At 40.2% G+C, this 21,486-nt stretch carries 19 protein-coding genes and 1 pseudogene; 10 read left to right on the top strand and 10 right to left on the bottom strand.

Features of this window, described 5'->3' with window-relative positions; genetic code table 11:
* Positions 1–157 precede the first annotated feature (157 nt).
* The 5 genes from psbA to C4E06_RS25910 all read right to left on the bottom strand — a co-directional run bounded on the left by psbA (position 158) and on the right by C4E06_RS25910 (position 5,753).
* Entirely contained in the window at positions 158–1,228 is a 1,071-nt protein-coding gene (gene psbA / locus C4E06_RS25930) for a photosystem II q(b) protein (RefSeq protein WP_008274631.1), read from the bottom strand.
* Between the two features lie 184 nt (positions 1,229–1,412).
* Complete coding sequence (locus tag C4E06_RS25925) at positions 1,413–2,303, bottom strand: DMT family transporter (protein ID WP_107671228.1); 891 nt, start codon at positions 2,301–2,303, stop codon at positions 1,413–1,415.
* 310 nt (positions 2,304–2,613) lie between these two features.
* Positions 2,614–3,723 carry a class I SAM-dependent methyltransferase gene (locus C4E06_RS25920; RefSeq protein ID WP_107671227.1) on the bottom strand — a complete coding sequence of 370 codons (1,110 nt, stop codon included), beginning with the start codon at positions 3,721–3,723 and terminating at the stop codon, positions 2,614–2,616.
* 199 nt (positions 3,724–3,922) lie between these two features.
* Positions 3,923–4,921 (bottom strand): radical SAM protein, encoded by a 999-nt coding sequence (locus C4E06_RS25915; RefSeq protein ID WP_198649046.1) that lies wholly within the window; start codon positions 4,919–4,921, stop codon positions 3,923–3,925.
* A gap of 193 nt (positions 4,922–5,114) precedes the next feature.
* Complete coding sequence (locus C4E06_RS25910) at positions 5,115–5,753, bottom strand: hypothetical protein (RefSeq protein WP_232826383.1); 639 nt, start codon at positions 5,751–5,753, stop codon at positions 5,115–5,117.
* 393 nt (positions 5,754–6,146) lie between these two features.
* Here C4E06_RS25910 and C4E06_RS25905 point away from each other — a divergent pair, with 393 nt between their 5' ends.
* From C4E06_RS25905 to C4E06_RS25890, 4 genes and pseudogenes are all read left to right on the top strand, one after another.
* Entirely contained in the window at positions 6,147–7,613 is a 1,467-nt protein-coding gene (locus C4E06_RS25905) for a coproporphyrinogen-III oxidase family protein (protein WP_107671224.1), read from the top strand.
* A gap of 136 nt (positions 7,614–7,749) precedes the next feature.
* Positions 7,750–9,366: an HlyD family secretion protein gene (locus C4E06_RS25900; RefSeq protein WP_232826382.1), complete on the top strand. Its 1,617-nt coding sequence runs from the start codon at positions 7,750–7,752 to the stop codon at positions 9,364–9,366.
* A gap of 30 nt (positions 9,367–9,396) precedes the next feature.
* Positions 9,397–10,654 (top strand): annotated as a pseudogene (locus C4E06_RS25895) (ABC transporter permease).
* Between the two features lie 3 nt (positions 10,655–10,657).
* Entirely contained in the window at positions 10,658–11,317 is a 660-nt protein-coding gene (locus C4E06_RS25890; protein WP_107671223.1) for an ABC transporter ATP-binding protein, read from the top strand.
* Here C4E06_RS25890 and C4E06_RS25885 read toward each other — a convergent pair.
* Together C4E06_RS25885 and C4E06_RS25880 are read right to left on the bottom strand one after the other, a co-directional pair.
* The gene (locus C4E06_RS25885) at positions 11,311–11,802 is read right to left on the bottom strand and encodes an ureidoglycolate lyase (RefSeq protein ID WP_107671222.1); all 492 of its coding nucleotides are present in this window, start codon (positions 11,800–11,802) and stop codon (positions 11,311–11,313) included. The two genes, C4E06_RS25890 and C4E06_RS25885, sit on opposite strands and share 7 nt — an antisense overlap.
* Positions 11,803–12,109: 307 nt before the next feature.
* Positions 12,110–13,090, bottom strand: coding sequence for an ABC transporter ATP-binding protein (locus tag C4E06_RS25880; protein WP_107671221.1), 981 nt, complete (start codon positions 13,088–13,090; stop codon positions 12,110–12,112).
* Positions 13,091–13,305: 215 nt separating this feature from the next.
* On the opposite strand from C4E06_RS25880, the gene C4E06_RS25875 reads away from it, so the two are divergent.
* From C4E06_RS25875 to leuC, 4 genes are all read left to right on the top strand, one after another.
* Positions 13,306–14,031, top strand: a complete 726-nt coding sequence (locus C4E06_RS25875) for a hypothetical protein (protein ID WP_232826379.1) — start codon at positions 13,306–13,308, stop codon at positions 14,029–14,031.
* Positions 14,032–14,097: 66 nt separating this feature from the next.
* The gene (locus tag C4E06_RS25870) at positions 14,098–14,361 is read left to right on the top strand and encodes a type II toxin-antitoxin system Phd/YefM family antitoxin (protein WP_107671219.1); all 264 of its coding nucleotides are present in this window, start codon (positions 14,098–14,100) and stop codon (positions 14,359–14,361) included.
* The gene (locus C4E06_RS25865; protein WP_107671218.1) at positions 14,345–14,602 is read left to right on the top strand and encodes a Txe/YoeB family addiction module toxin; all 258 of its coding nucleotides are present in this window, start codon (positions 14,345–14,347) and stop codon (positions 14,600–14,602) included. Before C4E06_RS25870 ends, C4E06_RS25865 begins: the two co-directional genes overlap by 17 nt.
* A 112-nt stretch (positions 14,603–14,714) precedes the next feature.
* Positions 14,715–16,118, top strand: a complete 1,404-nt coding sequence (gene leuC, locus C4E06_RS25860; RefSeq protein WP_107671217.1) for a 3-isopropylmalate dehydratase large subunit — start codon at positions 14,715–14,717, stop codon at positions 16,116–16,118.
* 77 nt (positions 16,119–16,195) lie between these two features.
* On the opposite strand, the gene C4E06_RS25855 is transcribed toward leuC, so the two are convergent.
* Genes C4E06_RS25855 through C4E06_RS25845 form a run of 3 tightly spaced genes read right to left on the bottom strand, consistent with a single transcriptional unit; the run spans position 16,196 to position 19,606 of the window.
* A complete protein-coding gene (locus C4E06_RS25855; protein WP_107671216.1) occupies positions 16,196–17,701 on the bottom strand; it encodes an Ig-like domain-containing protein in 1,506 nt (501 codons plus the stop codon).
* 12 nt (positions 17,702–17,713) lie between these two features.
* Positions 17,714–18,535, bottom strand: coding sequence for a TIGR03943 family protein (locus C4E06_RS25850; protein WP_107671229.1), 822 nt, complete (start codon positions 18,533–18,535; stop codon positions 17,714–17,716).
* A 33-nt stretch (positions 18,536–18,568) separates the two neighbouring features.
* Positions 18,569–19,606, bottom strand: a complete 1,038-nt coding sequence (locus tag C4E06_RS25845; protein WP_107671215.1) for a permease — start codon at positions 19,604–19,606, stop codon at positions 18,569–18,571.
* Positions 19,607–19,863: 257 nt separating this feature from the next.
* On the opposite strand from C4E06_RS25845, the gene C4E06_RS25840 reads away from it, so the two are divergent.
* Both C4E06_RS25840 and C4E06_RS25835 read left to right on the top strand, forming a co-directional pair.
* On the top strand, positions 19,864–20,412 hold the full coding sequence (locus C4E06_RS25840; protein WP_107671214.1) for a 2Fe-2S iron-sulfur cluster-binding protein: 549 nt from the start codon (positions 19,864–19,866) through the stop codon (positions 20,410–20,412).
* Positions 20,405–21,400, top strand: a complete 996-nt coding sequence (locus C4E06_RS25835) for a xanthine dehydrogenase family protein subunit M (RefSeq protein ID WP_107671213.1) — start codon at positions 20,405–20,407, stop codon at positions 21,398–21,400. The genes C4E06_RS25840 and C4E06_RS25835 overlap by 8 nt, the downstream gene beginning before the upstream one ends.
* Positions 21,401–21,486 lie beyond the last annotated feature (86 nt).

Below are 21,486 nucleotides of genomic sequence, written 5' to 3'. Positions count from 1 at the left end.
GTTACTGTGTAAGGTGGGCAATGCCCACCCTACAAGGTTTCGTCATTCTATCAATGTCCTAACCATAATGCGTACTGCTATAGCTTAACCAACACAACAAAAAAGCACCCCCAAAATTGGGAGTGCTTTTCGTATTATTTAGTTATTCTCAAAGGAATTAACCATTGATTACAGGAGCAGATACAGGCTCAGCAGATGCTAAGTCTAGGGGGAAGTTGTGAGCGTTGCGCTCGTGCATTACTTCCATTCCGATTCCTGCACGGTTTAATACATCAGCCCAGGTTCCGATTACACGGCCTTGAGAATCAAGGATAGACTGGTTGAAGTTAAATCCGTTTAAGTTGAAGGCCATGGTAGATACACCCATTGCGGTGAACCAGATACCAATTACAGGCCATGCTCCTAAGAAGAAGTGCAACGCACGACTGTTGTTGAAAGAAGCATATTGGAAGATTAAACGACCAAAGTAACCGTGAGCAGCTACAATGTTGTAGGTTTCTTCTTCTTGTCCGAACTTGTAACCGTAGTTTTGAGACTCGATTTCAGTGGTTTCACGAACTAAAGAAGAGGTTACTAAAGAACCGTGCATCGCGGAGAATAAAGATCCACCGAATACACCAGCCACACCCAACATATGGAAGGGGTGCATTAAGATGTTGTGCTCAGCTTGGAACACGAACATGAAGTTAAAGGTTCCGGAGATTCCTAAAGGCATTCCATCAGAGAAAGAACCTTGTCCGATGGGGTAGATTAAGAATACTGCGGTCGCTGCGGATACAGGTGCAGAGTATGCAACACAGATCCAAGGACGCATTCCTAAACGGTAGGAAAGTTCCCACTGACGACCCATGTAGCAAAAGATTCCGATTAAGAAGTGGAAGATTACTAACTGGTAAGGACCGCCATTGTAAAGCCACTCATCAAGTGAAGCAGCTTCCCAGATGGGATAGAAGTGTAAACCGATAGCGTTAGAAGAAGGTACTACTGCGCCGGAAACGATGTTGTTTCCGTAGAGTAAAGAACCAGCTACAGGCTCGCGGATACCATCGATGTCCACGGGAGGAGCAGCGATGAAAGCGATAATGAAGCAGGTGGTAGCAGTTAAGAGGGTGGGGATCATTAAGGTACCGAACCAACCGACATAAATGCGGTTGTTGGTGCTGGTCACCCACTGACAAAACTGTTCCCACAAGGAAACGCTCTCGCGTTGTTGTAAGGTAGTAGTCATGGTTATGATTCCTTTATTTATTTGTCAAGGTACGTTTTGTATTGACATTTTTATATTAACTAAATCGTCAAGTTTTGTAAAGAAGATTAAGCAAATGTTTTCTTATATGAACAATAAGTAAAGCTTATCTACACTAAACTTGAGTTAGGGGTTCGGAGTTATGGGTTCAGAATTCGGAACTCTCTCAAACCATTATGTTCATTTTAATCAAAAGAATAATTCCTCCCATAGTTAAAATTGTACCTATCACTGCTTTTAAGGTAATCTTTTCGTGAAGAAAAATAGCAGCTAGAAGCAAGACAAAAATGGGATCAGTGGTATTTAAAGTATTGGCAATAGAAACATCCACGTATTTGAGCGATACCAAAGATAACCAAAATCCTCCAAAGGTTATGAAACAAACAGACAACAATAAATGAGTTACTAACTTCACATCACGCAATGGAACTATCCAACCCCCTAACTGCTGGGTTGTTATCCCTAAACAGAAGATCCCAAGAGTACCAGATACCATACGAACAAAAGTAGCTTGAATAGCAGAAATTGAGGCTAATGCTTCTTTGGCAATAATAATTGACACTGACATACACACAACAGATAGTAACCCCAAGATGATTCCCCTGAAACTTGATCTTTGTTGTTCTTCAGTCAATTTAGCTTGCAGAACAACTGCAATACCAGAAATGACAAAAATAATGCCTATCCAAGTCGTGAAATTGTGCCTTTCTCCTAAAAAAAATACCGCCAAAAGGATAGTCAGAACTTCTCCGAGAGTTGACAATACCACCAAAGCGTGGGCACCCAAATCTTGCAAAGCAGCAAAGAAAAGGGTATCCCCCACAGAAATTCCTAATAAACCGCTTAAAATCAGCAAAAGTAATGATTTTCGTTCAACCCCCTCATATTGAGTCAACACAAGGATGACTGCCAGAAAAATTGCACTGATGCTTCCTTTGGCTAAAGTTAATCCTAGAGGAGAAATTTGTTCCCCTAAACGCTTAAATAAGATGGCACCCACTGCCCAAGAAAATGCTGAACCAAGAGCAGCAACAATCCCAATTACCCTAAAATCCATGCTTTTTTTCCCTAAGATTTACCCTAATTGAACAAAATTTTTTGTGCAGTCCTCATCTAAAATCTTTGATTTAGACGGGGCCTGGCAAAAAGCAGAACTTTGTTATCATAGAGATAACAGACATATTTATAAGGTACGGTAAAGAATTTTTCGGAGACACGACCTTTTGTCTATAAGCAATTATCTATATCGATTTATTGCTTTTACTGAGGGATTAGCAAGCAAAAGTCTTACGGTTCGGTGCGGACACCACCTTTCTCGGTAACGCCTTTATCCGGTGCAAAAAGAATCCCTAACTATAATCTTAGATTTAGTTGGCGGAGTGTTCAAAAACTAAAACATATCGTTGGGGAATGAAAGCATATTGATCGATTAAACGAAACCCATAATATTTAAGTTGACTAATAATCAACTCTTTGGCAATGTAAGGGCCGTGATACGGGAGAGTTTGATCTTCGACGATACCATTATCAACAATAACTAACCTACCCTCTTTTTTGAGGGCCTGTTTCATACTTTCAACAAAGCGATCTTTTACGGGTTCAAGAGAAGTTGAGTAAATGATATGGTACAACGAACACATATAAATCAAATCCATTTGCTCAGGTGGAAGCTTGGCATTATCCGTGGTATTGTTGATCAACTCAATATTATTGACCCCATATTTTTCGCTAACCCCCTTGATATAATTGAGATGATTTTCTACTGTATCTACGGCCAAAACTTTTCCTTGAGGGCCGACCAGTTTAGAGAATCTAAAAGTATAGTATCCCGGACCACTACCAATGTCGGCAATTGTGTAACCTGGTTGGATGTTTAGAGAGTCTAACATCTTGCTCGTTTTTTCCCATTCTTCTCTTCTAGGGTTGTTGAAAAGGATGAAATCTTCTAAGAATCTCTCCCTCTCAATGGCTGCTTTTGAGCCTCTATCTTCTAACTCGCCGATGTCATATTTACGTTTGAGATATTCTTTGAGACTGGCAAAATTATCCTTAGCAAAAAAATTATAGAATTCTACATCTAACGGCTCTTTTAACAAAGCTTTCTGCTGTTGAGGGGATGCCAAAAGATACTCGCCAAACCACTGTATTGCGGTATATTCTCCCCCAAAATTCTCTTTGGGAATAATTTTCTCATAGGTTAAAACAGCTTCTTTAGCTGATTCTAAATTGTTGTTTTCGAGAGCGTCAAGCATCAATTTAGCTGCGGCGATTCCTGCTGCTGTTTTATCAAAAGAATCGATGCTACCTAAATGAACCAAGGAAACCCTAGAGTCTACTTTAATCCAATCTTCTTCTAACCCTTCTGGTGCTTCACGTCCACGGGCTTTCCTAGTTAATACCAATAGTAAAGGAGTTAATAGAAATAAGGCCACTCTTCGACTCAATCGAAATGTCGTTTTTGTTGGAATCCTATTCATTATTGCTAAGTAATCCTTTTAGTTTCTTTCTAGGGACAACAGATGCAAATGTAGAGACTCAAAATTATTGCTTTTTGACGAAAATTGGTTAGAGGAACAATCTGAAAATGTTAAAGACCATCGATACTTACTCCGTGCTTTTCAAGACATTGTATCTATATTGCAGAACAACTTATTTTCTGAGATAAGCATCAGGGGTTTAGGATAAAACTTTGAGCCGTAATCCTGCACGTTGGATGGTATTTAGGGCGTGGTCTAAACTGACAATAAAACGTTTTTTGGAATAGATAGCATACTTTTCACGATATTCTGGAGGTGTAAAGTTGATAGTCATCACATTGGCACCAGCATTTAAACCCATCAGTTGACCGTCTGGCTGAATTTTTTCTAGGGCACTGACTGTAGGAATGAGGGGGGTTTTTAAAGCAATGCGATAAATTGCCATGGTGTTAAGAGTGTAGTCTAAATTTCCGTAGCCCACATCTTCTAACGGTGTATCTTGGTTAGGAATAAAAGGGGAACTACTGACAAAGTTGGGCTGAATTTCTAAGGCAAGAAGGATATCTTCGACTAAGTGGTCTAAAGTTTGTCCCCGTAAACCAACAATATTACCCGTACCCACTTTAAATCCGGCTTCTTGCAACCAGCGCAGACACTGTAACCTCTTTTTTAGAGTCCCATGAATTATTTCTCGGTGCAGTTGGGGATCAGATATTTCAAACTTAAGAATATAAGAATCAGCCCCCAATTGAGCAAATTTTTGGTAGACTTTATGGGGTCTTTCTCCCATGCATAAAAGAACTGGAAAATTATAGCGACGCTTAATTTCAGGGATCACCTCTTCGACAATAGAATCGCTTTGAGGATCTTGGCCTGATTGTAAGAAAAGAATTGATATATCGGTTTGGGCAATTTGATCTGCAATCTCGAGAATTTCTTCTGCAGACATTCTATACCGATTGAGTTTCGGATTGGCTGCACGCATCGCACAGTAATCACAGTTTTTCTGACAGTAATTGGAAATTTCGATGACTCCTCGCAGTAGGACTTCATCAACACCTGCTTGCTGACGGACTTCCCTTGCTTGACGGAATAAGTCTTGCTGTAATTCTCCTTGCGCTTGAATTAATTCTTTTAATTCAGATTTGCTAAGGTTGGAAATGTTTAGGGGGATTTGAGTTGGTAGTTGCATCATCATAATTTTTTTTTTATCGCTTTAACTCTATTATCTTCTCGCTTTACTTAAATAATCATTTTCAATAATTATTTTTTAATATTATGTTTATAGTTCTTAAAATATTCTCTAAAATACAAAAAAATAGGGGTAAAAAAATTCCCCCCTTGACTGTTTTCTCAACAGTTAATTAAGATTTTTTTACAATCAATTTAAGTTAGAAATTACACTGAGCATCAGCAATTTCAAAGGGTTGTCCCTTGAGTCCTTCTAAAGTTGTTTGCTGTTCATTGCTTAGAATCTCTAGAGTTTTTTCCTGATAAGCTTCTACTAAAGGCTCAATAGAATTACGATTTGTGTTGACAGGGTTGCAAATTTTCTGAGAGGGATTTTGTGACACTGGAATATTCCTCTCAGGGGGAGAAAAATGACGGCCAATGTTCTCTTGAGTTTCTTTTTGCAAATCTTGTAGTTCTTTTTGTTGTTCAGGAGTCAACTCAATGGGACTCGACAAGGTTAGAGTTGTTGAATCCTGCTTACTCGAAACCCGATTTTCTGAGGGAGATTCGGGATTCCAACCATTGACTTGTAAGAGAATTTCTCGGAAACGCTGCAATTGTTGAGGTTGTAAGATATTAGCTATTTGTTGTTTGGTTTGCTCTATTTGTCTTTTGATGTCTTCGGGTGAATTAGATCTTCCACGAAACTCAGATAGCTGTTGTTGAGCTTGAGTCCTGACTCTGTCGATCTTTTGGATTTGTGCGTTAGTCAAGTTTAACTCTTTTTGAACTTTTTCACTTTGTAATAATTGAAGAGGATCAGAAGCAGGACGCATAGCACCAGGGAGATCTCTCATGATCTGAGGACCAGGAAAGTTGGGCTGTTGAGCATTCTGGGACAAACTGGGTAACCCCCACAAACTAATTAGTACAGACGCTAAAGTAAGTTTAAGAATGTTAATTGAATTACTGAGGTAACTCATAGCTAGTTTTCCTCATCGTTAAATTTAAAATAGATTGGGAAGTTTTAACTTACTTCTAATATACTATAAATCATAGGGTCATATGATATGGTTATCTCTAGCAATTCTTCATTGGCATAAACTGGGAATAATAAAATTTTTCTAAAAAGTATCTAAAGAATATAGAATTTTGTATAGTTGTGTAAATTTTAAAAAACGACATAGATCCTCCCATAAAATGTGGCCATACAATATAGTTGATTAGATTTAGTAGGGAGTCAATATGATATGCAAACTCTCATACCTGATTTAACAGACAGGCAATCTTTTCTAGATAGACAAGCCTTAATTGAAAAATCCCGTCAAAGAGTTCAAGACTTGCACCGTCTTCAAAAAGCAGGGCTGATTTGTAAGAGTGGGGACTTCTTTCCCTCCGTCCACTATCCCCCAATTACGATGTATCCTCCCATCACTGAAGAAGAACTTTTTGCAGGTTATACCACTCCAGCGGATGGGTTGTTAGATGTCTATGCCCATATTCCTTTTTGTGAGAAAAAGTGTGTCTTCTGTCACTATCCCGTAAAATTGGGGCAACAATCCGCAGAAAAAGACCGTTATCTGGATGCTTTGGAAAAAGAAATGGATCTCTATCTCAGACGACTGGGATTAGATCGTATTAAAGCCCGCTCGATTCTTGTGGGGGGAGGAACGCCTACTTTTTTGAGTTTAAAGCAATTACGTCGGTTTTTAGACTCTTTTGTGGCCAGGGTTGATGTATCCACTTGTACTCAGTTTAATTATGATGTTGATCCGGTTACTTTAATTAGACCAGAAGGGGAAGAACGGTTACGCATGATGCGTGATTACGGTGTTGATCGTTTAACAATCGGTATTCAATCCTTGAACGATGATATTCTCAAGATGATGAACCGTCATCACGACGTAGCAGAAGCTCTTCTTTCCATCGAAAATGCCCAAAAATTTGGCTATCAAGTGGATATAGAATTCATCTTTGGCTATCCAGGAGAAACCTTCGATAACTGGATTGATGTTGTCGAGAAAGCGGTTTCTTTGGGGGTTGAAGAAATCCAACTTTATCGCCTCAAAGTTGAAGCCTATGGAGACTATCAAGCCAAAATCAAAGCTGTCCGAGAAAGAGGATTACAAGCTTTTCCCAGCGTTGAAGAAAGCATCATGATGAAACAAATCGCCATCGATATCCTCAACGCTAATGGTTATCATGAAAACCTCAGACGGGTCTACACCAAAGAACGGAAATATTATTCCCACTATGCAGATAACCAGTGTTGCGGCTTATTAGATCAGGTGGGCTTCGGTCTAACCGCATTTAGTAGCCTTCGAGATAGATTTGGCTTGAATACTCAATCCTTTGAAGACTATTATCAGACAATTAGTGAAGGAAAACTTCCCTTAAATCGTGGTTTAGTCCGCAGTCAAGAAGAACAGATGCGTTGGGGAATTATTTTGCCCCTGAAAAATCGCTGTGTTTGGAAAAAATACTACAGCGAAGTGACAGGAGGCGTTTCCCTTGATGAAGTGTTCCGTCCCAAAATTGAAGCCCTCAAATCTTTCGGCTTATTAGTTGAAGACGATGAAAAAATTGAACTGACTAAACTCGGTGCTTTCTTTGCAGATGAAGTAGCTCAGCAGTTCCATAATCCCGATTGCATTCCTTATCCTCGCGATGCCTATGAACAAGGGCCATTGTATCCATACAACAACTGTCAACCCTAGTCATCAAAAGCTGTTGATTCCCTAACCCGATCATGATCATGAGTTCTGAAAAATCATCTTCAGTTTTATTAACGACTTGTTGTTCTCTGACCCCTTATTTATTAATTAGCGATAGTGTTTTAATCCATAATTTCCGATGAGTTCTCATTCTCCTAATTCAATGCAATATAAGAGTCTCCCAGACTCAGAAGGTTCGGAATATAGCTCTAACAAAGGCCAAAAAAAGGGCATTAGATCATGGATAACAAAGCTGATTATCTTATTCCTGATAGCAGGTGGTCTTTATTTTGTTTATCGTCAGATTTTCACCTTACGGGTTAGCCCAAATCAAAGACCCCTACCAGTGCGGGCAGAACGAGCTAATTTGAAAGTCAGTGTTTCTGCCAATGGTACAGTAGAGCCGAAAAAGTTAGTCAATGTTAGTCCTAAAAATGCAGGGATTCTCAAAGAATTATGGGTTGAAGAGGGTGACTATGTCCAACAAGGACAACTAATTGCCAAGATGGATGATTCTAATTTATTGGGACAATTGCTTGAATCAGAAGGAAAACTAGCAGAAGCCCAAGCCAATTTGAGAAAGTTAATTAACGGTAATCGTTCTCAAGAAATTGCCCAAGCAGAAGCAAAATTAGAACAGCTAGAAGCCAATCTCAACAAGCTAATCACCGGTTATCGTTCTCAGGAAATTGCTCAAGCCAAAGCTAGATTAGCCAATGCGAAAGCAACCTTTGAACAAGCAGAAGATGAATTTAAACGTGATGAAATTCTTTTTAAGGAAGGGGCAATTTCTCAACTAACCTTAAATGAACAACGTGCCATTCGTGATAGTGCTAAAGCAGAAGTAACTGAGGCCGAAGAAGAGTTATCCTTAATGAACGAAGGCACCAGACAAGAAGAAATCGAGGAAGCTCGTGCCGAGGTTAAAGCACAACGAGAAGCATTATCCTTATTACGAGAAGGTACCAGAGAAGAAGAAATTGCTCAAGCCCGTGCAGAGGTTCAATCAACCAAAGGATCACTACAAACCATTAAGACTGAGATTGAAGATACGATGATTCGGGCTCCTTTTAATGGCATTGTCTCGAGTAAATATGCTGATCCTGGGGCATTTGTAACACCCATGACCTCAGGAAGTGCCGTTTCTTCAGCTACCTCAACCTCAATTTTATCTCTAGCATCTGAAAATGAAATTTTGAGCAACGTATCAGAAAATAATATTGCCAAAATTAAGGTAGGGCAAACAGTGGGGATTGAAGCCGATGCCTTTGCTGGGATTATTTTTGAGGGAAAAGTCTCACAAATTGCTCCCCAAGCAACAGTTGAACAAAATGTGACCAGTTTTGAGGTAAAAGTTGAACTCAGTCAAGAAGCTCAGCAACAGTTACGCTCAGGAATGAACGTCTCCGTCGAATTTTACATAGACGAACTCACCAACGTTTTAACCGTTCCCACCATTGCAGTCACCCGTAAAGACAACACCACAGGGGTGTATATTGTCGGTTCGGATCTCGCCCCTGAATTTGTCTCCATCGTCACTGGAGCTAGTTCCGATAGTCTCACAGAAGTGAAAAGTGGACTCGATGGTAGCGAGCACATATTAACCGAACCACCTCCTTCTGATGCTCCCCCAAAACCAGGTTTTTCTCTGAGTGATTTATTTACAGGTGGTTCTAACAATGAACCCCCAGGTGGTGGTCCTCCAGGTGGTGGTCCTCCAGGTGGTGGCCCTCCAGGTGGTGGCCCTCCTCCATAAAACAGAAACATTGGGCTACAAAAACAAACTATGAATAATTATCATCCCCATTCAGTTCCTACGACTGAAATTCTGTCAATAGCGATCGCCGCTTTATGGAGCAATAAATTACGGACCCTGTTAACCATGTTAGGGGTCATTATAGGCATCGCCTCTGTCATTGCCATTACCTCCGTAGGACAAGGGGTTCAAAAAGCCACAGAACAAGAAATCCAGTCTTTAGGGACTAATGTTTTACAAATCTTTCCAGGACAAGCTCGTACAGGAGGTATTAGCCAAGGATTAGGTTCCACCAGTACCCTCATCAAAGAAGATGCTCAAGTCATCCAAAAACAAGTTCCCTCGGCTCAAGTGGTTTCGGCCTATTTGCAACGTCCAGGACAAATTGTTTATCAACAAGATAATCATGGGACTAATATTGTGGGGATCGATGTTAACTATCCAGAAGCTAGGAACACCCAACTTATTCAGGGACGTTTTTTTACCCAGGAAGAAATGGACAATGCAACCCCTGTAACTATTCTAGGGAATACGGTTTTAAATGAACTATTTGGGGAAGAGGTTCAACCTTTAGGGGAAAAAATTCGCATTGAAGGAAATATTTACGAAATTATTGGTGTCTTTGAGAAAAAAGGCTCAGAAGGCTCCATTGACCGCGACGACCAGGTTTTTATTCCTTTGAGTAATATGTCCTCTCGCATCTTTGGCAATAACTCTCTGAGTGGCACTGCTGTGAATGGGATTTATGTCAAAGTGATTGATGAAGAGCGTATGGAAGAAGCAGAATTTCAGATAACTAATCTCTTACGATTACGACATAACCTTTCCCCTTCTCAAGATGATGATTTTAGCATTCGCAATCAAACCGATGTTGTGAATACGTTTACCAATATCGTAGGGCTATTGACTGTTATGGTCGCTGCGATCGCGGGAATTTCTTTGGTGGTTGGAGGAATTGGTATTGCGAACATTATGTTAGTTTCAGTTGTAGAAAGAACGAGAGAAATTGGGATCAGGAAAGCAGTTGGAGCCACTGACTCAGCTATATTAAAGCAGTTTTTTAGCCGAATCAGTCTTGATTTCTCAAACAGGGGGAGTGATTGGTATGGTTACGGGAATTGTCATTGCTTTAGCTGCAGCTAACACCTTTAAGTTTCCTTTTATTGTTTCGTTTGTTTCTGTCATTGGTAGTTTTGGACTATCGTTAATTGTGGGTTTATTGGCAGGTGTGATTCCCGCTCGCAATGCTGCTAAATTAGAGCCAATCAATGCTTTAAGACGTGAATAATCGATGATTTTTTTACAGGGCATTACTAAAATTTATCGTTTAGGTCAAGTTAGCGTACCGGTACTCAAGGGAATCGACTTACAAATTGAACAAGGGGAATATATTGCCATCATGGGAGCATCAGGTTCAGGAAAATCGACCCTCATGAATATAATGGGTTGTCTTGATCGTGCCACTAGCGGACAATATTATTTTGATCGAACCAACTTAACCAGTTTAGGTAATGATGCTTTGGCCTATATTCGTAACCAGCGTATTGGTTTTGTCTTTCAACAGTTCAACCTGCTTCCCCGTTCGACTGCCCTAGAAAACGTAATGCTTCCCATGATTTACGCTAACGTGCCTAAATCAAAACGCCGTCGAAGGGCAACGGAGGTTCTTGTACGGGTTGGTTTAGGGGATTATTTATTTAACCGTCCTAGTCAACTGTCTGGTGGACAACAGCAAAGAGTTGCGATCGCTCGTGCTTTGGTCAATCGACCTAGTATCGTTCTCGCTGATGAACCTACCGGGGCCTTAGATACAGAAACGTCTCAAGATTTAATGAATTTACTGACGGAGTTAAATCAACAAGGTATGACAATTGTCATTGTTACTCACGAGTCAGATATTGCTTCACAAACCCAACGGGTCATCAGAGTCAAAGATGGTATGATTCAATGAATTTCAAAGGTTAAGTTATCTTGCTCTTTGAAGTTGTAGGTAAAGTGGTCAACTACATTGGTGTCACTCAACTCTAAGTTATAGAAGTCTACATATTCATGATCAAAATAAGGACCAGCGTGCCATGTACCGACTTCTAGCTTAATAAAACAGTTACCAGGAATCTTAAAGGCTTGTAATTGCTCAATACTGGGATAATTCTCGTCACTAGGGGGGGAAACGGCTATAAACCATTCTTTCCCCTCTAATGAACCTAGACATTGAGTACATTGTTGATGACGAGTAATACGATCAAACTGACGACCCCGTTCTTTTAACCGCATAATATAGAATCTGGGTGTCCCATTCTCTAAATGTAATTGAGCATCAGTTTCGTCATAAGCCTTGCCATCTTCAGAAGGAGTAATTAATTGTCCGTAAGGTTTAAAGTTCTCTGTGGTAATATCAATGGCTGGTAAAGATTTAACGGTGGTTACTGGAGTCATGATGGTTGAGTAGAATGAATCATTATCCATCCATCTTACTCATATCTTGCACCTTCGATTAAACCCCCCACACCCCCCTTTGAAAGGGGGGCAGGGGGGGTAGGGAATGGGGAATAGGGAATAGGCAATGGTATTTATTTTTGCCTGTAACTCATTGAGAGTTGATTCTCTCTAGTCTATTATTTAGTTTTTATGTACTGGTGCAAGATGTCAGTCTTAGTCATAATCTACTACACATTTAAAATGGTGGGTTACGACACAGAGCAAAACTGTGCCTAACCCACCCTACAATTTTCAATATAAAACGCTACTGACTTGAGGTAATCCCTCTTTCTCTAAGTTGTTGTACAAAATAGTCTTCTAAAGAAGCCCTGGCCCGATTTAAACTGAGGAGTTGAGCGTCTATGGTTGAGAGAAATTGGATAAATTCGTGAGGATTTCCCGTTAATTGTCCGTGCCAGGTGTGATCAATCTCTTTAATGCCTGAAATCCAGGAGTTTAGGGCTTCTTTTTTGCCACCTTGAACGATCACTTGATAAACATCGGAACGACCTAAAATTTCTTCTAAGGAACCTACACATAATAAGTCCCCTCTGGCTAACAAGGCAATGCGATCGCAGATTTTTTCAATATCGGTTAACACATGAGAGTTAAAAAAGATGGTTTTTCCCTGTTCTTTGAGGGATAAAACGATTTCTCTAACTTGATAACGTCCCAAGGGGTCAAGTCCGGACATGGGTTCATCAAAAAAAACGACTTCGGGGTCATTAATTAATGCTTGGGCCATTCCAACCCGTTGCAACATTCCTTTAGAATATTGTCGTAATTGTTTCTTTTTGGCGGTTTTTTGCGCTAATCCGACTAAATCAACTAATTCCGGGATGCGTCTTTTTTGGATTGATTTGGGAATTTGAAATAAACCTGCGACGAATTCCAGAAATTCCCAAGCGGTTAAATAATCGTAATAATAAGCGTTTTCGGGTAAATAGCCGATTTTTTGTTTTACGGAGAGATTACCCACGGGATACCCTAATAATACAGCGCGGCCTGTTGTTGGGCGGACAATACCTAATAACATTTTTAATAAGGTGGTTTTCCCTGCACCATTGGGACCGAGTAACCCGAAGGTTTCTCCTTGATAGACGGAGAATGAGCAATCATTAAGCGATCGCAATTTTTGATTCATCCAAAAGCCAGTGCGATACACTTTACTTAAATTCCATGTTTGTACCACTGGCATTAATTCGTTTTGTTGTTCTTGTGGTTTGACTTCGGTAACGGAATTCATTGCTTTTAAGGGTGTATGGTGATCTATTTAAAAATGCTCTACTTTCATTGTTCCCTATTCTCTCAGTAAAATTAACTTTGTTAAGAATTTTAATAAAATCTGTTAGAACCTAAGAATAGTCAATATTCAATTCTACTTGGCTAAAATAGTAGAGAAGGAAGCTCATCCGTATCATTTTATTTCTGAAGTTTATGAACAGGGATTTAGATTATATTTTGTTTCAATCTGAACAACAGTATATTCAAAATAAACTGGGTAACGAACCTTGGATTAAGGTTCATGGTTATTTTTATGATGAGAATGAAGACAGAGAAGATAACATATACTTTCACTGTGGAATTATTAATAATGATTGTGTTCAACAAGCTTTAGATAACATAAGAGACTGGGAAATTTATCAAGATCAAGGATTTCCTGGTTGTACAAGATATGGTTTAAGTGAGGAGAGTGAAGTTGTTTATGATAGATTTGGTGGTACTGAAGCAGAACCATTAGTTTTCATACGATATTATAAAGGGTTTAGAGATCCTCATCTAGAAATTTCAGAAGAATTTCGTTTATTTCATAATCTTTATGATGATTTAGAAAAAAATGAATTGATCAAATTTGATGAATCAGGAGATGCCACTTCTGTTATTAGATTTGAGAAGAATTCTGTTTTTATTCGTCTCAAGGAAATCAGACAATTTCTTGCTATAAAGGAAGCTCATCTTCTTTTATTTTTTGAGTATTTTAGATCATCTAAAATCGATATATCTGATCTGGCAGGTATTGAAAAAGAGTATCAATATCGTGATGAACATACAGCCTATTCAATTATCGTTCATTCACATTCTGACAGTTCTAAATATAAAACTGACTCTTCTATTAGAGGTGACTTATTAAAACAGGCTACCTTATTTTTAGAAAAATTAATTAGTCATATAAATCAAGAAAGTTAAACAAAACTCTTGACAGTCTCATTTTTATACTGTTAGCATAATGTGTAAAGATAAAATAGAAATTGTATGGATACTTTTAGTGCTAATGAAGCAAAAGAGAATTTATTTAAGTTAGTCGAACAGGTAAATACTGATCATTTACCACGAGTTATTACCAGTGAAAATGGTGATGCTATTCTACTGTCTAAAAAAGACTGGGAAAGTTTACAAGAAACCCTTTATTTACAATCCATTCCTGGTTTTGTACAATCAATTAAAGAAGCAGAAGAATCTGATGACTGGGTATCTGAAGAGGAATTTTTGAGGGCATTAGATGACGTGGAAGATTGAGTTTAGTCGAAAAGCCCTTAAAAGTGTAAAAAAGCTGCAATCAGCGAATCTACAGAATAATGTTAAAGAATTAATTAAAATTCTTAAAGATAATCCCTATACCCCTCCTTATGAAAAGCTATCGGGAAACTTAAAAGGTTATTATTCTCGACGTATTAATATCAAACATCGTCTTGTTTATTCTATTAATGATGAAACTAAGGTAATTAAAGTTGTTTCTGTTTGGTCTCATTATGAATAGTTTATCCTTATTTTTGAAACTAATATTAAGATTAAACCGAAAAAGTTCCCAACAAACACCTAAAACAATTCATAATAAAAGATAGCGTGATAAAGAAAAGCCAGAAACATCCATGAGTAAAGGAACCCTCTTCGATAAAGTTTGGGATACCCATACCGTTCAAATATTACCTTCAGGACAAACTCAACTCTTCATCGGACTGCATTTGATCCACGAAGTTACCAGTCCCCAAGCGTTTGCTATGTTGCGCGAAAGAGGACTAAAAGTCATGTATCCCGATCGCACCGTTGCCACTGTCGATCATATCGTCCCCACGGAAAACCAGGCCCGTCCTTTTGTTGATACCCTAGCAGAAGAGATGATGCAGGCCCTTGAAAACAGTGCTAAAGATAACGGTATTCGCTTCTATAATATCGGTTCAGGAAATCAAGGCATTGTCCATGTTATCGCCCCGGAACAAGGACTTACCCAACCCGGAATGACCATTGCTTGCGGTGACTCCCATACCTCCACCCACGGGGCCTTTGGGGCGATCGCATTTGGCATCGGAACGTCACAAGTTAGGGATGTCTTAGCTTCCCAAACCCTTGCCCTCTCTAAGCTAAAAGTGCGTAAAATCGAAGTAAATGGCACGTTACCCCCTGGGGTCTATGCTAAAGATGTGATTCTTCATATCATCCGTAAACTGGGGGTTAAAGGGGGTGTCGGCTACGCCTACGAATACGCAGGAACCACCTTTGCTAATATGTCCATGGAAGAACGGATGACCGTTTGTAATATGTCCATTGAAGGGGGGGCCAGATGTGGCTATATTAACCCCGATGATGTTACCTTTGACTACCTAAAAGGACGAGACTTTGCCCCTACAGGAGAAAACTGGGATAAAGCGGTCAGTTGGTGGCGTAGCATGGCTTCTGATGCCGATGCAGAGTACGATGACGTTGTTACCTTCGACGCTTCAGAAATAGAACCTACCGTAACTTGGGGTATTACTCCCGGTCAAGGAATCGGTATCAGTGAACCGGTTCCCACTCCTGAGAGTTTACCCGAAAGCGATCGCGCCATCGCCCAAGAAGCTTACAGTTATATGCAGTTATCCCCTGGAACCCCCATAAAAGGAACCAAAGTTGATGTCTGTTTCATCGGTAGTTGTACCAATGGCCGTATTAGTGACTTAAGAGAAGCGGCCAAGTTTGCTAAAGGCCACCATGTGGCCAATGGGGTGAAAGCCTTTGTCGTTCCAGGTTCGGAAAGGGTTAAAGTGGAAGCCGAAAAAGAAGGGTTAGACAAAATCTTTTTAGAAGCCGGCTTTGAGTGGCGTGAGGCCGGATGTTCGATGTGTTTGGCTATGAACCCGGATAAGTTACAAGGGGATCAAATTAGTGCCTCTTCTTCTAATCGTAACTTTAAAGGCCGTCAAGGATCATCGACCGGAAGAACTTTATTAATGAGTCCGGCCATGGTTGTGGCCGCTGCGGTTAATGGGAAAGTTTCTGATGTACGGGAACTAGGTTAAACAGTGAATAGTTACCAGTGATCAGTTATGTTTGTTCACTGGTAATTCTAAATTCTCCATTCTAAATTCTAAATTCTTTAAGGCAACCATTGAGGACGAAAACCTACTAAAGGCAACTCTTTTAAATCAGCTTTACTGTTAGGATTATTGTTAATAGGAGGAATTAATAACCATAATTTCCCCCCAACAATCGCTTGACCCGAATTATTGGTTAAATTATCCTCTAAACTAGGATCATCACTGGTTAAAACTTGGTCAAATAATAAAGCTAACCCATCAGGAGCTAAACTAATTTTGATGTCTTGATAATCAGATAATTTAGCGAGAGGGGTAACTTCTCCTGTTTTAATATCAAACTTAGCAAAGTAGGGTTGTTCTCGATATTCGTCTCCTTCTAATAGTTCCGTTAGTAAACAATATAATTGATTTCCTGTAGGAGTAAATTGACAATCAATAATTGACCCTTGTGTATTTAAAAGTTCTTTTTGAATCCCTTGATTATTGACATAAAATAATGACCGTGTATAGCGTAAATTAGCATTATCCGTATTAAAATCAACCATCGCTGCTGAATTACCAGTAGGCGAAAAATCTAATAATTGACCGAATTTCGGTAAAAAGTTTAAGGGATCAGCTTCCGGTTCTAAGGGGAGAATTCCGATTCCTTCCCCTCTCGCAACAGCTAAGGCTTGGTTATCAGGTGTTATTTGAAAATCTCCTCCGGTTATCTTCAATCTTTCTGGTTTTTCTCCTTTTTTAACAATCCAGAGATCAAAGTCTGCTGGATTTTCACGGTTGACTCTTTGGATAACAATGGTTTCTCCATCCGCCGACAAATCAAATTGATTATTTTGATAGGTTTCATTGTCTAAAATGTCTTCCATTTTGCCAGCAGAATTATTCTTACTATCTTCTACTCCATTATTAACCCCAGTGGTAACCGTATAAAGTTTTAATTGTCGCAGTCCATCAATTCCTAACCCTTTCTCATAAGCGGAAAATAAAATACGATCGCCTTGGGGATAAAATTCAAAATTCATCACCACTAAATCTGGTGGTGTTAACATCTTTTTATGTTGTTGGGTAATGTTATAAAAAACAAGTCTTCCTTGTTCTTCCCCTTGGGTTCCAATATAGGCCAAAGCGCGATCGCGACTTTGAAAAGTGCCGACAAAAGGTTCCATGACTTGGCCTTGTTGACTATTTTCCCTAAATCTTTCGGTGGCATCCCTTAACTGAACTTGATAGGTTTGACCATAGGGGACAGGGGTGTTGATGGTGTAAGCTAAGCGACGGCCTGCCCAACTGACTTTACCAGGAAGAGGGGGATCAATCACTAAATTTTTCTCTACTGTCGCTTTATCCATCGGGCGATCAAAGGTTAAAATAAACGCCCGATCTTTACTATCAACGATTTCATTTTTCCAGCTAAAATCCTCGACTTCTGGACCTTTTCTGAAGCCACAATTATTACCACAAAGTTTATCTCCCATTATTAAACCAGCAATCAGGACACTAAAGCCTCCAATTAACAACACAGAGAGTTTATCAATGGGTTCTTGTAACGTAAGTTTATTCATCATATTAATGATTCATTAATTAGAATAGCCGTAGGGATCATCAGGGGTAGGAATGGTTGTAATGGTATTAGCCGATAGGACTAACTGACGTTTTTGAGTGGGGGTTTCTTGCATGGTTTGAGTATCAATGGCAAGGGTTTCAGTCATCATTTCCCCTTCAATTCGTAACCAAGTATCGGGAGGATAATTGCTGCGATCGCGTTCTAATTTGACGGGAAGTCCCACCGGATAAGCATCCACAGCGCAACAGCTAATAATAAAACGGGTTAATAAGATATAATCTTCTGGCAGTAGGGGAGAATGCACCACAAACCCGGTTACGTCGGCTTTTTGGCCTTGATAAGCGTCCGGTTCAGGATAAGCATTCAAGGTTCTGATCCAGTCGATCAGCGAGCGTTCTTCTGGTTTAACATTAACATTAAAGCTTTGGGTTTCCCGTTGGGTAATGGGTAAAGAGTCTGACACCCCTCTTTGTAAGGCTACTTGACTATCAAAGATGATTGGGGGAATGGTCAAACCGGCGATCGCAGCAACAATCAACAAACAACTTCCCCATCCTGGGGGAAAAATACTGATGTGTTGCACTGTTTCCCCATTATTGCCCTTTTGACGCAGGGTTTGAATCCATAACCAGGTTTTCACCCCTCCTAAAATGATTAAGAGGATGCCAGTAGCAAAAACCAGCAAATTATAGTTAGGATGAATCAATAATTTCAGTTGACCCGTTACCCAATATTTGCAGAGGAGAATACCCCAAGCAAGAATGGCTAAGATATCTAATCCTGGTAAGAGTAGCTTTAGCTTAGGGGAAGGTTTTAATTTGGATAGTACATTCATAAACATTATTTGACCTCTTCGATCACAGCCATTTTAGAGAAAGTAACTATGAAACAAGGCCAAGATAAAGGTTAACTGCGCGGCCAGTGCAAATAAATACACTATCATTCTAGGTTGAAAAATTGAAAGCATTAAACCGATGGCCTTGATATCGATCATCGGTCCAAACACCAGAAACCCTAATAGAGAACTGGTGGTGAAAGTTGAGGCAAAAGATAAAGCAAAAAAAGCATCGACGGTTGAACAGATAGAAACAATGGCCGCTAATAACATCATGGCCAAGATCGAACTAATGGTTCCCTGTCCTAAACTTAAGACAATTTCACGGGGAACAAACACTTGTAAACAAGCGGCGATCGCACTCCCTAAAATTAACATCCCCCCTAATTCTCGTAGTTCTTGGGTGACGTTTTCCAGGAACAATTTTAAGCGTTTTACCATCACCGATGATTGATCTCGACTCAAAGTTAACGTGGCCGTTGCGGTTTCATCGAGTCGTATGGGGCCGTTCCCTGTTCCCAGTAAAAAAGTCCCGGACTGTAATAACATCGACTCTTTTAAATTCGGTTCTTGTTTTCTTGAACGGGCAAACCTGGGTTGACGGGATAACTGGGTGATCCGTTGGGCTAACAAAGGGTGTAACATAGGCCGCGGATCTTTTTGCACACTAAAAATACAGCCAATGGTAATGGCGATAATCAAGGAAAAAAGAACTCGATAAAAGACGATTTCCGGTTGACCGCGAAACGCTACCCAAGTAGACCAGATGACAATGGGATTAATGGTTGGGGCTGCTAATAAAAAGCCGATGGCCGCTGAATTGGGTAGTCCCTGCATCAGAAACCGTCGTGCTACCGGCACATTTCCACACTCACACACGGGAAAGAGAAAACCGATACAACTGCCGGCGATCGCTCCTAATAAAGGGTTTTTGGGAAGGCTGGCGATTAATTTTCCCTCGTCGATAAACAAGAGTAAGGCACTGGATAAGGATACCCCCAACAGCAGAAAGGGAAAGGCTTCCACCAGCAAACTGAGGAATAAGGTAAAGGCGTTGTGTAATTGTGTCATTATACGATTGCCCGATCAGGCTGGTTAGGGTTATTTAGACGTAAATTAGATGAATAAAGTTCTCAAAGATTCCTAAATATAATAAATAGAATGAAACAAAAATAACTTTATCATAGTTTTTAATACTTTCTTAATATAACGGATTAAGTAGGGTTAGGGGCGAGGAGAGTCTTCTAGGAATGATAGGATAAGAGAGTCAAAAAAATTTGTCTGCGATCAATTAAAAGGTTAGCAATTAATTTTTATAGTATGTGGCCATGGATGTAACCCTGAGTATCAATCAGAAAAAGTACGATTTTAACATTGAACCCCGTGTAACCTTACTCGATGCTCTCAGAGAAACATTAGGATTAGTTGGCACAAAAAAAGGATGTGATCATGGACAATGTGGAGCCTGTACCGTGTTAGTAGAGGGTCAACGAGTCTATTCTTGTCTAGCCTTAGCGGTGATGCAACAAGGGAAAGAAATTACCACCATTGAAGGGTTAGGTACAGAAGATAATCTTCATCCAGTACAACAAGCCTTTATCGAAAATGATGGCTTTCAATGTGGTTATTGTACCCCTGGACAAATTTGTGCCACCGTCGCGTTGTTAGAGGAACTCAAACAAGGAACCCCCAGTGCAGTGACACCAGAGTTAGAGTCTCAAGTATCGATAACTGATATCAGTGAAGGAGAAATTAAAGAACGATTGAGTGGCAATCTCTGTCGGTGTAGTGCCTATAATGGCATTGTAGCAGCCGTGCAGCAGGTTTTAGGACAAACCCCACCGTCTCCATTAGCTGAAGTCAGAGTCAATGAATAATTTTACCTATTGTCTTCCTAAGTCTGCCCTAGAAGCAGCTAACCAAAAAATGAGCGATCCCGCTGCCCAGTTTATTGCCGGGGGAACGAACTTAGTCGATCGCTTGAAAGTGTTTTTAGATAAACCGTCTCAATTAATTGATATTTCTCAACTAAACTTACAAACCATTGAAACCACAGCAGATGGGAGCCTTCGTTTAGGGGCATTGGTAACCAATACGAAAGTGGCCGAAAATCAAGACATTCGCCGTCATTACCCGATGTTAGCCAGGGCTATTCTCTCCGGTGCCTCTCAACAAATCCGCAACATGGCCACTGTGGGGGGAAATCTTCTACAACGGACTCGTTGCCCCTACTATTACGATAGGGCTTTTCCCTGCAATAAACGGGAACCAGAAACCGGTTGTCCTGCCATCGAAGGAATGAACCGCAATCATGCCATTCTTGGCAGTAGTGAGCATTGTGTGGCTGTTCATCCTTCGGATATGTGTGTGGCCTTAGCGGCTTTAGATGCAGTGGTAGAAGTGATTAGCCCACAAGGAACGAGACAAATTCCATTTTCAGACTTTCACCGTTTACCAAAGAATCGACCGGAAAAAGACACTCATTTAGAGCCAGGAGAGTTAATTACGGCCGTCACCCTTCCTGATAGTTCTAAAAATCCATCAGGGGTTTATTTAAAAATACGCGATCGCGCTTCCTATTCCTTTGCCTTAGTTTCCGTCGCAGCCTCCATTAACTTAGACGGAGACAAGATAGAAGGGGTGCGCGTAGCTTTAGGGGGTGTGGCTCATAAACCCTGGCGAGCCACTGAAGCAGAGGAATTTTTAATCGGTAAGTCTTTTGAAGAAAATAGCTTAACTGAAGCTGCCGACATTGCCCTACAACAAGCACAACCCTTAAGCCAAAACCAGTTTAAAGTGGAACTGGCTAAAAGAGCGATTATCCGCGCTCTGAAAGTGTCTGCCCAAGGGGGTGGAATCGTTTAAATTAATACTGATAAAAACTACTATGAACCGCAAAGATGGAACCGCTAAAGTAACCGGAACAGCCACTTATGGGGCTGAACATCAAA

It is taken from the genome of Cyanothece sp. BG0011, assembly GCF_003013815.1.
Classification (GTDB): Bacteria; Cyanobacteriota; Cyanobacteriia; order Cyanobacteriales; family Microcystaceae; genus Crocosphaera.
This window is presented reverse-complemented; position numbering and strand designations above follow the sequence as displayed.

Bases quoted from the DNA above. Each gene is read 5' to 3' on its own strand.
- psbA (WP_008274631.1), bottom strand. From the start codon at position 1,228: ATGACTACTACCTTACAACAACGCGAGAGCGTTTCCTTGTGGGAACAG.
- C4E06_RS25925 (WP_107671228.1), bottom strand. From the start codon at position 2,303: ATGGATTTTAGGGTAATTGGGATTGTTGCTGCTCTTGGTTCAGCATTT.
- C4E06_RS25920 (WP_107671227.1), bottom strand. From the start codon at position 3,723: ATGAATAGGATTCCAACAAAAACGACATTTCGATTGAGTCGAAGAGTG.
- C4E06_RS25915 (WP_198649046.1), bottom strand. From the start codon at position 4,921: ATGATGATGCAACTACCAACTCAAATCCCCCTAAACATTTCCAACCTT.
- C4E06_RS25910 (WP_232826383.1), bottom strand. From the start codon at position 5,753: ATGAGAGATCTCCCTGGTGCTATGCGTCCTGCTTCTGATCCTCTTCAA.
- C4E06_RS25905 (WP_107671224.1), top strand. From the start codon at position 6,147: ATGCAAACTCTCATACCTGATTTAACAGACAGGCAATCTTTTCTAGAT.
- C4E06_RS25900 (WP_232826382.1), top strand. From the start codon at position 7,750: ATGAGTTCTCATTCTCCTAATTCAATGCAATATAAGAGTCTCCCAGAC.
- C4E06_RS25890 (WP_107671223.1), top strand. From the start codon at position 10,658: ATGATTTTTTTACAGGGCATTACTAAAATTTATCGTTTAGGTCAAGTT.
- C4E06_RS25885 (WP_107671222.1), bottom strand. From the start codon at position 11,802: ATGACTCCAGTAACCACCGTTAAATCTTTACCAGCCATTGATATTACC.
- C4E06_RS25880 (WP_107671221.1), bottom strand. From the start codon at position 13,090: ATGAATTCCGTTACCGAAGTCAAACCACAAGAACAACAAAACGAATTA.
- C4E06_RS25870 (WP_107671219.1), top strand. From the start codon at position 14,098: ATGGATACTTTTAGTGCTAATGAAGCAAAAGAGAATTTATTTAAGTTA.
- C4E06_RS25865 (WP_107671218.1), top strand. From the start codon at position 14,345: ATGACGTGGAAGATTGAGTTTAGTCGAAAAGCCCTTAAAAGTGTAAAA.
- leuC (WP_107671217.1), top strand. From the start codon at position 14,715: ATGAGTAAAGGAACCCTCTTCGATAAAGTTTGGGATACCCATACCGTT.
- C4E06_RS25855 (WP_107671216.1), bottom strand. From the start codon at position 17,701: ATGATGAATAAACTTACGTTACAAGAACCCATTGATAAACTCTCTGTG.
- C4E06_RS25850 (WP_107671229.1), bottom strand. From the start codon at position 18,535: ATGAATGTACTATCCAAATTAAAACCTTCCCCTAAGCTAAAGCTACTC.
- C4E06_RS25845 (WP_107671215.1), bottom strand. From the start codon at position 19,606: ATGACACAATTACACAACGCCTTTACCTTATTCCTCAGTTTGCTGGTG.
- C4E06_RS25840 (WP_107671214.1), top strand. From the start codon at position 19,864: ATGGATGTAACCCTGAGTATCAATCAGAAAAAGTACGATTTTAACATT.
- C4E06_RS25835 (WP_107671213.1), top strand. From the start codon at position 20,405: ATGAATAATTTTACCTATTGTCTTCCTAAGTCTGCCCTAGAAGCAGCT.